The sequence below is a fragment of the Secundilactobacillus kimchicus JCM 15530 genome, assembly GCF_001433995.1.
GTDB classification, from domain to species: domain Bacteria; phylum Bacillota; class Bacilli; order Lactobacillales; family Lactobacillaceae; genus Secundilactobacillus; species Secundilactobacillus kimchicus.
The window spans coordinates 26109-41089 of the sequence record NZ_AZCX01000010.1; the positions used below are offsets into that span (position 1 = coordinate 26109).

Annotated in this window: 13 protein-coding genes and 1 other annotated feature; of the genes, 9 read left to right on the top strand and 4 right to left on the bottom strand. The window is 46.4% G+C overall.

All coding sequences use genetic code 11. The annotated features are described in order from the left end of the window. Positions 1 to 8 precede the first annotated feature (8 nt). From FC96_RS10415 to FC96_RS10430, 4 genes are read left to right on the top strand one after another with little or no spacing between them, the layout of a single operon-like run. Positions 9 to 746: an AIR synthase related protein gene (locus FC96_RS10415; protein ID WP_054659799.1), complete on the top strand. Its 738-nt coding sequence runs from the start codon at positions 9 to 11 to the stop codon at positions 744 to 746. A gap of 29 nt (positions 747 to 775) precedes the next feature. Continuing rightward, positions 776 to 1543, top strand: a complete 768-nt coding sequence (locus FC96_RS10420; protein WP_056942951.1) for an adenosylcobinamide-GDP ribazoletransferase — start codon at positions 776 to 778, stop codon at positions 1541 to 1543. After that, positions 1540 to 2115: a histidine phosphatase family protein gene (locus FC96_RS10425; protein WP_056942952.1), complete on the top strand. Its 576-nt coding sequence runs from the start codon at positions 1540 to 1542 to the stop codon at positions 2113 to 2115. The genes FC96_RS10420 and FC96_RS10425 overlap by 4 nt, the downstream gene beginning before the upstream one ends. 34 nt (positions 2116 to 2149) lie before the next feature. Then, positions 2150 to 2884: a DUF4430 domain-containing protein gene (locus tag FC96_RS10430; protein WP_056942953.1), complete on the top strand. Its 735-nt coding sequence runs from the start codon at positions 2150 to 2152 to the stop codon at positions 2882 to 2884. A 144-nt stretch (positions 2885 to 3028) separates the two neighbouring features. Here the strand turns inward: FC96_RS10430 and FC96_RS10435 are convergent, their stop codons facing one another. The 4 genes from FC96_RS10435 to FC96_RS10450 all read right to left on the bottom strand — a co-directional run bounded on the left by FC96_RS10435 (position 3029) and on the right by FC96_RS10450 (position 9123). Continuing rightward, positions 3029 to 3910, bottom strand: coding sequence for a DUF4430 domain-containing protein (locus FC96_RS10435; protein ID WP_056942954.1), 882 nt, complete (start codon positions 3908 to 3910; stop codon positions 3029 to 3031). Positions 3911 to 3998: 88 nt separating this feature from the next. Continuing rightward, positions 3999 to 6143: a DUF5776 domain-containing protein gene (locus FC96_RS10440; protein WP_056942955.1), complete on the bottom strand. Its 2145-nt coding sequence runs from the start codon at positions 6141 to 6143 to the stop codon at positions 3999 to 4001. A gap of 258 nt (positions 6144 to 6401) precedes the next feature. Then, a complete protein-coding gene (locus FC96_RS10445) occupies positions 6402 to 7484 on the bottom strand; it encodes a hypothetical protein (RefSeq protein WP_056942956.1) in 1083 nt (360 codons plus the stop codon). 589 nt (positions 7485 to 8073) lie between these two features. Beyond that, a complete protein-coding gene (locus FC96_RS10450; protein ID WP_056942957.1) occupies positions 8074 to 9123 on the bottom strand; it encodes a prenyltransferase/squalene oxidase repeat-containing protein in 1050 nt (349 codons plus the stop codon). Between the two features lie 428 nt (positions 9124 to 9551). Between FC96_RS10450 and FC96_RS10455 the strand changes: the two genes are divergently transcribed. The 5 genes from FC96_RS10455 (at position 9552) to FC96_RS10475 (ending at position 14856) form a co-directional block, all read left to right on the top strand. Next, on the top strand, positions 9552 to 10463 hold the full coding sequence (locus FC96_RS10455; protein ID WP_056942958.1) for a PLP-dependent cysteine synthase family protein: 912 nt from the start codon (positions 9552 to 9554) through the stop codon (positions 10461 to 10463). 14 nt (positions 10464 to 10477) lie between these two features. Next, positions 10478 to 11662, top strand: coding sequence for a trans-sulfuration enzyme family protein (locus FC96_RS10460; RefSeq protein ID WP_056942959.1), 1185 nt, complete (start codon positions 10478 to 10480; stop codon positions 11660 to 11662). Next, positions 11628 to 12167 carry a serine O-acetyltransferase EpsC gene (gene epsC, locus FC96_RS10465; RefSeq protein WP_056942960.1) on the top strand — a complete coding sequence of 180 codons (540 nt, stop codon included), beginning with the start codon at positions 11628 to 11630 and terminating at the stop codon, positions 12165 to 12167. The genes FC96_RS10460 and epsC overlap by 35 nt, the downstream gene beginning before the upstream one ends. A gap of 74 nt (positions 12168 to 12241) precedes the next feature. After that, positions 12242 to 12476 (top strand) — a binding site (T-box leader). 46 nt (positions 12477 to 12522) lie between these two features. After that, positions 12523 to 14133: a peptide ABC transporter substrate-binding protein gene (locus tag FC96_RS10470; protein ID WP_235804759.1), complete on the top strand. Its 1611-nt coding sequence runs from the start codon at positions 12523 to 12525 to the stop codon at positions 14131 to 14133. Between the two features lie 9 nt (positions 14134 to 14142). After that, entirely contained in the window at positions 14143 to 14856 is a 714-nt protein-coding gene (locus tag FC96_RS10475) for a gamma-glutamyl-gamma-aminobutyrate hydrolase family protein (RefSeq protein ID WP_054659825.1), read from the top strand. The last annotated feature ends 125 nt before the right edge of the window (positions 14857 to 14981 follow it).

Consider the following 14981-nt stretch of genomic DNA (forward strand, 5'->3'; position numbering starts at 1 on the left):
GTGGTTTTGTGGGACAATACCGGGATTTAACGTTGCTTCAAATAGCACCGGATAAGACACTGGTTGTTGCATGTGATTCAAGTGCTGGCATTGGCGAAAAACCACTGGACAATGTTCGAACGGCAACTGAAACCGTCGCTGCTTTTTCGCTTCGGGTACCACTCCTAGAATTATTGTGTTACGGGGCAACGCCTCTGATGGTGGTTGATACGTTGGGAAACGAAATGCAACCGACAGGGGCCGCAGTGATTCGAGGACTCAAACAAGAGTTGGCGCGGGCGGGCTACGCTGATCTGCCAATCAACGGCAGTACGGAAGACAACATGGAGACGCAAACGACTTCCGTTGGGGTGACGGTCGTTGCCGAAAGTGTGAGTCATAGAATATCGGATCGAATCGATCAGGCGGAAGTTTATCAAATCGGAGTCCCATACGTTGGCGAAGACCTGCTGGCACACCTCGACGAAGTGGTTTCGTACGAAACTGTTCGGCAGATTAAACAGTGTCCGGGTGTTGTTGATTTAATACCAGTTGGCTCGCGAGGAATCGCCCATGAAGTTGCCGAATTAGCCCATACCAATAGACTTGAATACGATTCTAAACAGTTGGATAGGCCAGTTTATCGTCGGTCAGCCGGACCATCAACGGTCATTTTAGCGCTGGTTTCAACCAGTGCCGCTTCCCACTTCGAGATATTGTTTCCGACAGCGACTCCCGTCATTCATCTGAAGGCGGTTAACCGTTAAACGATAATTTAATTAAACGAGGACATAGCATGACACTGTTTAAGAGTATGGTTGCGTACTTTCGATTTTTCACCCGAATTTATATTCCGGGCGACTTAGGCAATGAACTTTATTACCTTAACCATGGGAGTAAATTCTTACCAGTATTTGGGTTACTGATTGGCCTAATTGAGGCCTCAATTTATTATTTATGTGCACTGGTCGTTCACGCCCCGTTAGCGTTTATGGTGGTGTTATTGGCCGACGTTTGTTTAACGGGTGCCATGCATCAGGACGGGTTTGCGGATCTCTCAGACGGGATCTTTTCTTCCAGAAAACAAGACCGAATGCTTGAGATTATGAAGGATAGCCGTCTCGGAACGATGGGGGCCTTAGCGCTCATTTTTTACTATCTATTTATGGTTGGGATTTTTACCAACTATGTCGATCAGTTTCAGCTATGGGACGGTTATATTGCGATTCTATTGATGCACATGGTTGGAAAAAGTGACATTGTGCTGTTGTTTTATAAAATGAAGTATCGTAACGCGACTCACGGTGGTCTTGGCCAAATTTGGTCGAATGTTGCCACCAGCAACATCGTGATTGCACAGGTCATTGCCATTGCTTTTCTAGTCGGATTTTACCAGGTTGCTGGGGTGATCATTTATCTCATTCAGGTGTTGTTTTTACTGGTCTATCGCCGATTTATTTTGAAAAAATTAGGTGGCTTTAGCGGGGATTCTTTGGGTGGTGTTGTGCCAATGACGAACGTAATTTTCTTGTTCTCGGTGGGTGCTTTGGGGACGTGGCTATGAGACTTTATTTTATGCGCCATGGTGAAACGGACTATAACCGGCAACGAAAGTTTTACGGCACTACGGATGTGGGCATTAATGAAGTCGGCCGTCATCAGTGCCGGGAAGTTGAAACGAAACTGGCGGCGACACGCGTTGACCAAATATTAACTAGTAGTCGCCGACGAACTCACGAGTCAGCAGCCATAATTTTTCCAAATCGCCAGTATGACCAGGCCCTTTTTTTAGACGAGTGGGGATTTGGCCGGTGGGAAGGGCTTGATGCTGATCAAATTCAAGCTCAGTTTCCCGTTAAGTGGGAACGGTGGTTGGCCGATCCATTCGGCTACACACCGCCGGAAGCAGAACCATATGCCATTCACGAGGCGCGAATCATTGACGGATTTAACCAGCTCGTGACCGCTAGTCAGCAAAAGACGGTGGCGTTGGTCACCCATTTGGGAACGATTCGGGTGATTTTACACCACTTGTTTCCAGATCGGGAGTTCTGGGATATTACGTTGACGCAAGGACATTACACATGCCTAGAAATGACGGATGGGACGGTTAAAGTGATTGAGTGGGATCGATAAATAAACCCACGAATAAAAGTTAGGGGTTGTTAGAATGAAGTATTATCGGTTTATGAGGGCGTTTGTTTTAGGAATCTTAGTTGTGATGGGGGTGCTGATAGCGGGGAGTTTCTCGACCACAGCTCCTCAACCTGTCCAGGCCCAATCAGCTAAGGTTGTTCGGGTTAAGACGATGAACATCAGTAAAAAAGCAACTCACGTTTCTCGGGGTGTGATGTATTCATCAAATCGATTAACCAAAATGGTCCATAATGGTGCCAACTATAGGGGCACGACGTTTTACACTTACCGGCAAGCCCAGGTGACTCGAAGTAACAAGAAGACGACCGCATATGTCTATATCAGATCAGCCAATGGTCGGGTCGCTGGCTGGATTTGGAAAGGGTACCTAAAAGCTGGTAAAGCAACGGTCACCAATGTGTCTAACAAGAAGGTGACCGTTCAGGTGAATGGTCCTTTGAGTGAGGGAAATAAGATCATTGCATCAGGTCCCGTTTCTTTTAAAACAGGTGCGACTGCATTTAGTGTTCTGCAGTCGTTGACTAAAAGAAAAGGGATTAAGATCGCTTATACCGGTCGAGGGAGTTCGACATACGTCACGATGATTGCTGGCAAAAAAACTGGTAGTGGCGGTGTTGGTGGTGGCTGGGTATATCAGGTGAACGGGCACTACTCAAACCGCAGTGCTGGTGCTTATAAGCTTAAGAATGGCGATAAGGTTCAGTGGGCCTGGAGTGAAAAGGCTGGCGACCGTGGCTGGCAAGGATAGCCAGACTACCTTGAGCGGGAATCGATGCGGGCCGCGAACTATTGTGTAACCGCATATCAAAAGCCAAAAAAGAAGTTCTTTCAGATCAGATACTGGTCTGAGAGAGCTTCTTTTTTTATAGGGTGAGTAGATTTGATGAGTTGATTATGAGCTCTGGCTGCTGCCGGTCCAGCCACGATCGCCAAGCGTAGAAGTCCAAACCCATTGGACAAGATCGCCGCTCTTAACTTTGTAAGATCCAGCGCTTGCGTTTGGATAAGAGCCGTTGACGTTGTACAACCAACCGCCGCCGACACCACCGGAACCAGCAGTATAGCTACCAATCCGAGTGACATAAGTTGATGATCCAGAACCGGTGTAGGAAATGTCGCTGTCGAGTTGTTTCAAAACATCAAACGCCGTATCGCCGTCCTTGATGGCGACATTCCCAGATTTAAGCACCTTGTTGCCCTCTTCGAGAGGTCCGAAAATTTGAACTTGAACCTGTTCGGTATTGACGTTGGTGTTAGTTGACGTACCAGTATTGCCAACGAGTGGCGTAATTGGTGCTTGAGAGCCAGTTGTGGTTGTTGTTGGTGCTGTTGGCGTAGTTACCGTGGTCGTCGTAGTTGTGGTGGTTGTTTGACTTGCAGGTGTCTTTTTGACAGCCGGAGCACTACCTTTCTTTAAATATCCGTGCCAAATCCACCCCTTTACTTTGTGGTTGCTGGTTGTCATGTAGTAGTAAACGGATCGTTTACCGTTTGCGCGAGTAATCGTGGCCTGACTATAGGTGTAAAAAGTTGTGTGGGGATAATTAACGGCGTAGTGGTTTGCCCGCGTTAATTTGCTAGTGCTATAGAAGACGCCACTTGTGACGTGGTAGGCTTTTTTTGTAAGGCGCTTGTAAGTCGCTTTGACCACCTTGGTGCTCTTTGTTTTAGCCTGAGCGGATGGGGCGGTTGAACTGGTGCCGGTTCCAAGCGCTAATCCACCAAGTAAAAGCGCGGTAACGGTTAATAACTTTGTTAAACGAAGTCGTTTCATTTTGCATATCTCCTTACTGTATGAGCCATTGTATTTTTATGTTGCACATTGTGACCAAATAGAGGAATGGTGGTACGGGATTAATTCGCTAGTAGGCGGTGCTGATGACCAGTTTTTTGTTGGCGGTGACGTAGCTCCCATTCATCAACTGGAACCGCGTCATGGTGCCGCTTTTGATAAGTTTATGAACCTTCAAGCTTTGTCCTTTCTGATAGTGATGTTGCTTGCCAGAAAGCGTCGACTTTTTGTACAGGTTAAGGCCACCGTTAGAGATGACTCTAATCTGCTTAGGGGTTGTTTGGTAATAGGTGTAAGCCACCGATTTGGCGTTGGTTGTGATGTACCCCTTTTTGCCGCTAACTTGGTTTTGCACGTAGTAGGCTTTCTTTCCAGCGTCATTTTTAACCGTTCTCAGCACTTTGAAAACGGGTCGGTTAGTACGTCGATGTTTGACATAGGATGCAATGACCTTGCCTTTCAACTGATTACTCTGATAGAGTTTCAAACTTGAGATGGCATAAACTAGTTTTTGGTTAGTTGGTTTGATGATGGTTGTTTTTGTAGTTATCAGCTGTGTTACAGGGCTGGTGGTTGTTACCGACTGAGTTGCTTGAAAGTTGGTGATTGCTGTGACACCCGCACTCTGAACCTGGCTTAAGGCCGTGGTCGTCGTTGCTTGTTTAAGTTGATTGGTGTAAGTGGTTACCAATCCATCAATTGCGGTGTACGCTGCTTCTTTGTCAGTGGCTAATAGAGCTGGGTCATTTTGAATGACGGTCTTTTTAGCATTTCCAGCCGTAATGATGGCGTTGGTGGCAGTGTTAAGTTGACTGGCGGTGACCGTTTTAGTGGTTAGGTCGTGGATTGGAGTGATGGCTTTGAGACTTGAAACGGAAGCCGTTTGGATGGTTTTTAGAACTTGTAACGTGATGTTTTTGGCTTGGGCGTTTTGGCTATAGTGCGAGGTAATATTCTTAACGGTCGTGATTGCGGTGGTCTTAGCTGAATCCGAGGCGCCTGTGTCAGCATTGATGCTGGCAATTTGAGCTGCGGCGGCATCATCAATCATTTTGACGGTGGCCGTTACATCATCATTAGTCGGGTAAAGGTAACTAGCCGATTTAATCTTATTTTTACCGGTGTTTAGAATAGTGTTCACGTCGCTTAAGCTAGTGGCAGCATTGATTTGACTCGTATACTGATTCAATAACGTTTTGGCATTTGCTAACGCGGTTTTTACAGCATCATCGAAGCCGGAAACAGCATCGAGCGTTTGCTTGGTCGTATCGTAGGCAGCTTTTAGGGCGGCAATGGCGTTAGTCTTGCTAGAGTCACTAGCAGCATTACCATCCGTTGTAGGAACAATGTTGCTAAATTGTTTGTAAAAATTTGGCAACATCTGTTGGAGATCACTTAGTGTGACACTCGGCGCATTTAGCTGATTTTTGTCGTCAGAATACGCGGTTTTAAGGGCATTAACGGCCTCGTTCTTCTGGTCTTCAGTAGGGGTGACAAGAGCGTTTATGGCATCTTCTCTAGACTCAGCCATGCTATCAAGAATGAAGTTAGCAAATTTTAAATCTTGAGTACTTGGTGTGGATGTTGAATTAGTTCCTTGGAGGCTCTTACTAAGTAAAGGAATACCGATGATTGTGTTACATATTGAGGTTATCGAGCTTTTTTTGGACTTAGTTTTCGCAAGGGTCTCGATAGGTTTCAACTTTCCGGTTCCCATGGCATCCTTGTTGGTTTTCGCCGCTGCATTATCGGGATCAGTCTCAGTTATTTCGTTAATTTCATTGGTTCGTTCGGCAAATATTTTTGTCTGCAGATTAATTGCTGATTGCCAATCATTTGGAGTGGCTACGTCGTTAATAAATAGAATTAAAGTATCAACAACACTTTGGAAGGTGGATTGAGTGCCCCCTTGTTTATAGGTGTTAACAGCAGAATCAAGTTGTTTTTGTAGTTTTGCAAGATTGTTGATAGCAATCTGTTTTACTGGTTCTGAGGCATCAGAGTTGTTGATCTCAGTAGTTATATTAGAAGCCAAGTCGTTCACTCTTGCTGTGGCTGCGTCAATATCCGCCTGCTGAGTATCCGAGGTAGAGTCGGCAGATACCTCAGTATCCTTGAAAAAGGAAACCAGTGTTGAAATTTTTGAAGTTGGAAGCAATAATCCGAGCAAGGTTGACAGTAATAATAAATTTGACGCTAAAACAGTTTTTTTCATAAGTTAGATGTGCCTTTCTTAGATTTCTAAAAACACTAAAACGCTTACATATATTCTAAAAAAACAACATTATGAATACAATTATTTCAGAAAGTCTTGCAAAATTGTATTACGAATTGCCCGGAATGCGATAAGAGCTACGATTAATTAGCTTAAATAAACGGTTATAGTAAAATCGTATCATTAGAGTCTTGTTTTCACGAAAAAACAGGGTAGCCCTTTCCGGGGCGCCCTGTTTTATAAAGTTTGATATCTGGCTTAGTTAACTGGATTTGCGGTAAAGTCAAAGATTGATCCTTTACCATCGACGCTATAGCTATATTGATCTAGCGCATAAACGGCTTGTTGTGTTGAAAGTTGTCTATCGTATGTCATTTCTGGTGTCCAATTAAAGCTACCAGCGTCAGTTCCATGTAGAACTTGGAAAGATAAAAGAGCACTTAGTGGTGACTCGTCTGGGAGTTCAGTGCCACAAGCTGCCAACCCGGCAATCAGCATTGCATCACTTGAACTATTGACGGCTGCATCAGCAACAAACGGATCTTTGAAGTTACCGTCTTCTTGTAAAGCACCGTTACCGCCAATGAGAGTAATGGTATTGAATGCTGAGTTAACAGCATTAGTAATGCGTCCATCGGTGTCAAATTCTGAATTTCCAAGATAAAGCGCTAAGGCTTGTAAAGCCATCCCAGTGGTATCCAAGGTGTACCCGTATTGATCCGTCCAATACCCCGTCTCGGAATTTTGCATACCCAGCAAGTTGGTCACCATAATCTGGAGATCGGCAGTTTGAACATTGCCAAGATTACTTGATTGTGCCGCAGTAGCAGCGATTAAGCCATAAGTGACCGCATAGACATCGGCGTCTGCGGCAATACCGTTTGTGACGGCTTCTTGAACCAGGTTTTGGCCGTTCACGTTTGTTGGATCAGCGCCGACGCAAATTAAGCCAATGACATCACGGGCGTAATCGGTAGGTTGGTGTTGGGTACTTGGATCTGCGTAATTTGTTTCAATGTTGGTTTGAATTTGAGTTTTTTGAGCATCGGTAATGCCGGTTGAACTACGAACGAGAGCTAGCGCATCCCATCCCGTCAATTTTTCGGCGGCGACTTGGGTGTTGATCCAGTTGACCTCTTGGGTAATTGCGGTTGCGTAATCATCAGCTTGGACGACCTGGTTAATGGATTTAACTGAGGTGGTGAAGGTTGCGTGCGCCTTTGGCGTGCTAGTTTTCACGTTTTGAACAACCGCTGTGGGCGTTTCCGTTGCTTGGGCCTGCGTATTGCCTACGACAGTGAAACCAAAGGTACTAGAGAAAAGCAAGAAGCTGAACGTCATTTTAAGCGTCGATTGTTTGGCTGTTGTTTTTTCATGGTTTATGGCTCCTTTGATTTGTGATTGGTAGTAGCAGTTAGTAAGTTGTTGAAAAGCGTTGCCAGTGTCGCTTTCAGATTAGTGTTACGCTATATTGAAGCAGACTGACCTCCATTTCGACCATCACCCATTCTCTAATAGATTATCGCTTAAAAATTTAAACCAGCGATTGATACGAAAAAGTTGGGGCACAGAGGTGGCCGTTTTCGATAACACGACTTATATACCGAATGATTGAAAAGGTCATCTATATGTAAGCGCTTTTCCTATCTGTAGTTTTAACTATAAATTAAAATTATGTTTAATTTGTGGCCGATTTATGATTTTTTATAGATATTTGATTACCGTATAAAACGGTTGCTTCACTTTAATGGCATTCTGTAATGAAAATGATTTAAATGGCTGAATCACCAGTGGTTATAAGCATAGAGGTTGTGGCTAGCCACGTTCTCATAAGCAGTCCTAATTTTCATTTATAAAAACACCCAATCTTGCGGGATGCTACGCACTGCAAGATTGGGTGTTTTTAGGAGGATATTGTATAAAGGGGTGGCTAGTTAATCGTATACACCGACCGGTGATGCAGGGCGGTTTTATAAGCAGCAATGGCTAGGTTAACTTGGCCAATGCCGTATAACTGGCTAGACGCGCCTTTGATAGAGCCGGTTGAGTTAACGTATTTGAATAATGCAGTTAATGGGGAGACGTTTTGGGTCTTGATTGATCGTGAATGGTTGACGTATTTTACGGTGTTCAATTTTGTTGCGTAGGCTAATACGGCTTCCGCTGTGGAATTGGCATTGAGGACCGTTTTACCGAGATACTGATACCCAAAGGCGCCAGTAGTCGCAACCTTTGATTTGAGGTAGTTCTGGCCCTGAATTAGGCTGGCCTTAACTTGCTGAGTCGTTGACTTTGACCGTGCTAGGGCAATGATAGCCATGGCCGTTGTATCCGTATCAACGTTTGATAGTTGGTTGTCATAGGCCCATCCATGATTAGTTTGTTGGAGGGCTGAAAGCGTCATAGCTAATTTTGTTCGACTAAATTTTGCGTTTTTCGGTTGTTTATAATTTCCCGTAGATACGGCGATTAATACCTGGCTTAAGGCACTAGTCGTCTGGTTGTTGATATTTGATTGATACAGCTGGGCGACTAAGTTTAGCGTTTTTTGACTCCCATACGGACGGAATTTTTGGGGATTATAGCCAATTGCTTTTAGCCCCACAATGGCCTTCGATAAAGTGGCAGCGTCACTTTTTGAATTAAGCACAAGGTTCTTTCGGATAAAGGCTTTCTGACGACCGGTGAACTTGTAACCGTTTCCTTTTAATCCCAAAAGAAAATCAGAATAGCCGTCAGCGGCGCCACTAGTTGGGTAGGCTGAACGACTAAAAATCGGTGCAGCATCAGTCGTAAAGCCGTTTTTGTTAGTGGCAAGCATTTCTTTCGCGTAACGAACAGTTGCGCTAGTTTTCGACTTAACCACTTTACTTGTCGACGTCTTAAACGTCGTAGCGGCGTGAGCCGAATCGCGCTGTAGACCGCCAACAACGAACAATGTTGAGGTAAGGATGGTTGCGAGTAAGATGTGTTTTTTCAAGGGAGTCCCTCCTAAAAGTTTCTGTTAGTATTTTAGCATCAAGCAGTAGAGGTTCTTTGTCGACTTAGCGTCAGAATTAGCACTTTTTTGTACTGGTTAATCAAATGGTGTCGATGACGATAATTTCGTGCCATTATTAAGGCCAGATGACCAATGTTCAAATTCCCAGTTGACATCTCCACTCAAACCTCGTACACTAACACCAATTACCAGAGCGGAGGAAAGCTCATGACCAACGAAATGTTCAATGCTAGCGTTAACTGTTGTCAAATGTCGCGCAACTTGCGATGTTTGGCCTGTTAAGCATTGACTTTTGAAGGTGGAGTTAACCTAAAAGTCGCTAGCTGAAAGGCTAGATGGACTAGGGGCGCGCGAATTCTGAAACGAATTCCGTGCCCCTTTTTTTGTACCCAGAAAGGAAGATTCGGATGATTATCCAGTCAATTAACGACCTAATTGGTCACACGCCATTACTTGATTTAGCGATTGAAGTGCCCAATCATAGTCACATTTACGCCAAGTTAGAAATGTTTAATCCAGGTGGCAGCATCAAGGATCGGCTTGGTCAGTACCTCATCAAAGACGGGATCGAGCGAGGGAAAATTAACGATGCAACGACCATCATTGAACCGACTGCTGGTAATACGGGGATTGGCGTTGCACTCGCCGCACAACAACACGGGCTTAAGACCATTTTAGTGGTGCCAGAAAAGTTTAGTTTTGAAAAGCAGACACTGATGCGTGCATTGGGTGCGCAGTTGGTTAATACGCCGTCCGAAAAGGGAATCAAAGGGGCGATTGCCAAAGCTCGTGACATTGCGGCGGCGACGCCCAATAGTTACGTCCCAATGCAGTTCGAAAACCCGGCGAATCCGGCGGCTTATTATCACACACTAGCCCCCGAGTTAGTGGCAGATTTGGCGCAACCTATTGATGCTTTTATCGCTGGCGCAGGCAGCGGTGGGACGTTTGCGGGGATTGCAAAATACCTGAAAGAACAAAATGCAAACATCCAAACGGTCGTTGTTGAGCCCGCTGGATCCATTTTAAACGGTGGTCCCGCCCATCCGCACAAGACGGAAGGCATCGGCGTTGAATTTATACCACCTTTTTTTGAGGATGTTGTACCAGACAAAATTTTAACAATTTCAGACGAGGACGCGTTTACTCAGGTTCGTGAAATGGCCCGCCACCAAGGCCTGTTTATTGGGAGCTCATCAGGGGCGGCGCTGGCAGCCAGTCTGCAGGTAGCCAAAGATTTACCAGACCACAGTACGATTGTCACGGTCTTTCCAGATAGCAGCGAGCGTTACATGAGTGAAAACATTTACGATAATTAGGGAGGATGATTCAAATGGAATTTGAAACGAAATTATTGCACGGCGGGATTAGCGAAGATTCAGCAACGGGCGCGACTTCGGTGCCGATTTACATGGCATCGACTTTCCGGCAAAAAAAGATCGGTGAAAACAAGTACGAGTATTCACGGACTGGTAATCCAACGCGGGACGCTGTTGAGGCGTTAATCGCGGAATTGGAGGGTGGCTCGGACGGCTTTGCCTTCGCATCCGGATCGGCGGCTATTAATACCGTCTTTTCAATGTTTCAAGCTGGCGACCATTTTGTGATTGGTGATGACGTTTACGGTGGCACGTTCCGCTTGATTGACTCGGTTTTAAAGCGCTTCGGGTTGACCTTTACAGTTGTTGATACCCGGGATTTAGAAGCGGTAACCGCCGCGATTACGCCAGCAACCAAGGCCATTTACCTTGAGACACCGACCAATCCCCTGTTACGGGTGACCGATATTTCCGCCGTAGCAGAAATTGCGCACCATCATGAGTTGCTGACCATTATCGACAATACGTTCAGTTCACCGTACGTCCAACGACCACTAGAGTTGGGTGTCGATATCGTTTTGCATTCGGCTTCTAAATACCTGGGGGGCCATTCCGATGTCATCGGTGGGTTAGTCGTCACTAAGGATCACGCGCTCGGTGAAAAAATTGGGTACCTGCAAAACGCCATCGGCAGTATTTTAGCACCCCAAGAAAGCTGGCTATTACAACGGGGGATGAAGACGCTAGCCCTTAGAATGCGCGCCCATTTAGCTAACGCGGAAGCGGTCTTTAACTTCCTAAAGAACGAACCGGCCGTTGCCAAAATTTACTATCCCGGTGACCCCGACAACCCGGATTACGCCGTTGCTAAGAAGCAAATGCACGGGTTCGGTGCCATGATTTCGTTTGAACTTCAAGATGGTCTCAATCCGGAAACGTTTGTTGAAAACTTACAGGTCATCACGTTAGCTGAAAGTTTAGGCGCGTTAGAAAGCTTGATTGAGATTCCGGCGTTGATGACCCACGGTGCCATTCCGCGGGAAACACGGCTCAAGAACGGCATCAAAGATGAGTTAATTCGCCTCTCCGTCGGGGTCGAAGACCAACGGGACTTACTGGCGGATCTGACGCGGGGGTTTCAAAGTGTAAAGGAGCAGGCTGATGATGTGGCAAACGGCAAGGTCCATTCTCAAGCGTGATCCTGCGGCGCATTCCCTTGCCCAAGTGATCTTGACCTACCCGGGCTTGCACGCCCTTTTTTGGCACCGCATCGCCCATTTTTGTGCGCGGTATCACCGTTATGTACTGGCCGGGATTGTCAGTCGGTGGTCGGCCATGACGACCGGGATTTCAATTGATCCAGAAGCGGTGATCGGGCACCGGGTCTTTATTGACCACGGGGTGGGCGTTGTGATTGGGGCGACGGCAATTGTGGAAGATGACGTGACGATTTTGCACGGCGTCACGTTGGGCGCACGTTATCCAACGGATGTCGGCCGGCGCCATCCGGTCGTTAAACACGGTGCGTTTTTGGGCGCCAATGCGCTTATTCTGGGCGCAATCACCATTGGTGAGGGCGCAAAGATTGGCGCTGGTGCGGTTGTTTTAAGAGATGTTGCCCCGCATACCACCGCAGTGGGCAACCCCGCGCGCCCGTTACAGTCGGCCTCTCGAAAGGTGCTGACCTTCCGCCAATTGAGTTAATTTTCGGCTAGTTGAAATTTTTTTCAAAATCAGATTGACAGATTAAAAAACAGTGAGCATTATAACTGTAATTAAATGAAGTGATGAAGAGAAGAGTAGGCCAATCATTATGGTGCAGAGAGCGCGAGCTACGGTGAAATCGCGACGTTAAGGGTTGGTTGAAGATGATCTTGGAGCTTTTAACCGGTGCAAGCTAGTTAAGCGGTAGAAACCCGTTATTGTTTTGGACTTTCCAGTTGGAGAGTTTCTGAGGTGGTCAGCGTGAGTTGGCTGCAAATTCGGGTGGTACCACGTGTCAACGTCCTGTTACAGCAATGTAGCAGGGCGTTTTTTGATGAAGAAGGGACGGTTGAGCATGAAGGGTAAGTTAGCAGGCATCGGGACCATTTTGGTTTTAGGCGGTCTTTTGGCGGGTTGTGGCAATCAGGCAAGTGGGACGAGTCGAACGTTGAATGTGACGTCGCAAGCCAATGTGTTGACGTTGGACCCCAGTCGAGTGAGTGACGTGGGGAGCGACTTCATGTTGGAACAGACGCTGGATGGGCTATACAAGACGAACAATAAGGGCACAATCGTCCCAGCTCTAGCAACTAAAATTGTTAAACCAACGAACGATGGCAAGACATACACCTTTGAGCTAAGAAAGGATGCCAAGTGGGACGATGGGTCGCAAGTCACGGCCAACGATTTTGTGGTCGCCCTCCAACGGCAGGTGAACCCAAAGACGAAGTCCCAACGGGCCCAACGGCTTCAAGACTTCGTGGGTTACAAGAACGCCTCGACTGGTAAGGCAAAGCCAAGTACGTTAGGCGTTAAAGCACTCGGAAAATATAAACTGCAAATTCAATTAACGCATGCTGTTCCGTATTTTGACTACATCTTAGCTTCCCAAATTTATCCGGTGAATATCGAAGCACTAAATAAGTGGGGAAGTAAATACGACACTGACGCAGCGCATGCCGTGTCGAACAGCGCTTATAAAATCAAGGACTGGAATTCCTCAAAGGATAGCTGGAATCTCGAGAAAAACAAGCAATACTACGATGCGGACAAGGTCAAAATCAAGAAGATTAATTTCCAAGTGGTCAAGACCCCACAAACCGGCCTTAATTTATTTGAAGCTAAAAAAGTTCAAGAAACTCAGATTTCTGGCAATACCGTCGCCATGGCCGCTAAACAGTATAAAGATGAGTTGGTCCAAAGTAAGTATGGCCAGTTGGCCTTCCTGCCTTGGAGTAATACGGATGCCACTACTAAGAATCAGAACCTTAGAAAGGCAGTCAGCGCTGCCATTGACCGCGAAGACCTCGTTAAAAACGTCTTGAAGGATGGCTCGATTGCTGCGAAGTCCATTGTGCCGGAAGGTGAGGTTAAACAAGCTGATGGTCAAGACTTTAACGCTGGGGTTGGCGATGGATTGGCGTATAATCCAACCCAAGCCAAAGCAGATTTTGCTAAGGCTCAACAGGAGTTAGGTAAGAAGACCATCAACTTAGAAATTGTGACGGCTGATACGGATGCGTATAAGCAGGTTGGCGAATACCTTCAAGGGCAGTTAGAAAAGCAGCTCCCCGGGTTGAAGGTGACGATTAAGACGGAACCACTGTCACAGGAAGTTAACACGTTTTCTAGCGGGAATTTCCAGACGTTGACAATGGGTTGGAGCACGGATTATCCCGATCCAATCGATTATTTAAACATTGCGGCCGATGGTGGCACGATTAATTTCACGAAATGGCACAACGCTGAGTATCAGAAATTGATTGATCAGATTAACGATACGGATCATCAAACGGCTGCTCAACGGGTGGTGTTACAACAGAAAGCCGCTAAACTTTTGAACGCCGAGCAAGGGGTCACACCGCTGTACCAATACGCATCAGTTCATTTGCGGTCAACAGATCTGAAGGGGTTGGAATATCCCCTGATTGGGTATCAACGTTACGAGTATGTGAGTTGGAAATAGGAGGATGACATGGCAGTCAAAATTGGAATAGCAAGCAACCACTGGATTCACCCGAGCGATCGGTTTGATACGAACTACATTGACTACATCCAGATTGATTATGTGGATGGCATTCGTGAATCGGGCGGGGTCCCGTTCATCTTACCGCTGGGCCAGCCTGACGAAGCGGAAACGTATATCGAGTCGGTCGACGCACTGTTGCTAACGGGTGGACAAGGGGTCACACCGATTCTGTACGGCGCGGAGCCAATTAAAGAGGTTGAAGAAACCGATATCTACCGAGACGAATTTGAAATTGCGCTGGTGAAAGCGGCGGTCAAAGCGGGGAAGCCGGTTCTAGGAATCTGCCGCGGCCTGCAAATCGTCAACGTGGCGTTGGGGGGCACCCTTTATCAAGACATCTACACGCAGATCGGGGCCACTGGTAAGCACAACCAACACCCAACGTCGTGGGAAATTCCAACGCAGCATGTGACCGCTACAGCGGGGTCCTGGCTTCAAGCCAAGTTTGGTGACCGGTTCTTAGTCAACAGCTTCCACCATCAAGCCATTGACCAATTGGGGGCTGACTTGACGACCACTGCAGTCAGTGACGACAAGGTCATTGAAGCGTTTGAATCAGCCGATGGTCAGGTTTTTGGAGTTCAGTTCCATCCTGAGATGATGTTTAAGACCCACCCGGAATTCCGCGAGGTGTTCCAGCATTTGGTGGATTTGGTTTAATCAGTTTAATTAATGAAGATGAAGAGAAGAGTAGTGGGTTAGGAAATTAACAGCGAATCCCGGTGTTGATGAGAAGGGATAGTTTCTAGGACTAACGAAGATGAACTCTGAATATCTGACATGAG

Excerpts from the sequence above, each read along its gene's own strand:
- FC96_RS10420 (WP_056942951.1), top strand. The coding sequence starts at position 776 with ATGACACTGTTTAAGAGTATGGTTGCGTACTTTCGATTTTTCACCCGA.
- FC96_RS10425 (WP_056942952.1), top strand. The coding sequence starts at position 1,540 with ATGAGACTTTATTTTATGCGCCATGGTGAAACGGACTATAACCGGCAA.
- FC96_RS10430 (WP_056942953.1), top strand. The coding sequence starts at position 2,150 with ATGAAGTATTATCGGTTTATGAGGGCGTTTGTTTTAGGAATCTTAGTT.
- FC96_RS10435 (WP_056942954.1), bottom strand. The coding sequence starts at position 3,910 with ATGAAACGACTTCGTTTAACAAAGTTATTAACCGTTACCGCGCTTTTA.
- FC96_RS10440 (WP_056942955.1), bottom strand. The coding sequence starts at position 6,143 with ATGAAAAAAACTGTTTTAGCGTCAAATTTATTATTACTGTCAACCTTG.
- FC96_RS10445 (WP_056942956.1), bottom strand. The coding sequence starts at position 7,484 with ATGACGTTCAGCTTCTTGCTTTTCTCTAGTACCTTTGGTTTCACTGTC.
- FC96_RS10455 (WP_056942958.1), top strand. The coding sequence starts at position 9,552 with ATGATTATCCAGTCAATTAACGACCTAATTGGTCACACGCCATTACTT.
- FC96_RS10460 (WP_056942959.1), top strand. The coding sequence starts at position 10,478 with ATGGAATTTGAAACGAAATTATTGCACGGCGGGATTAGCGAAGATTCA.
- epsC (WP_056942960.1), top strand. The coding sequence starts at position 11,628 with ATGTGGCAAACGGCAAGGTCCATTCTCAAGCGTGATCCTGCGGCGCAT.
- FC96_RS10470 (WP_235804759.1), top strand. The coding sequence starts at position 12,523 with ATGAAGGGTAAGTTAGCAGGCATCGGGACCATTTTGGTTTTAGGCGGT.
- FC96_RS10475 (WP_054659825.1), top strand. The coding sequence starts at position 14,143 with ATGGCAGTCAAAATTGGAATAGCAAGCAACCACTGGATTCACCCGAGC.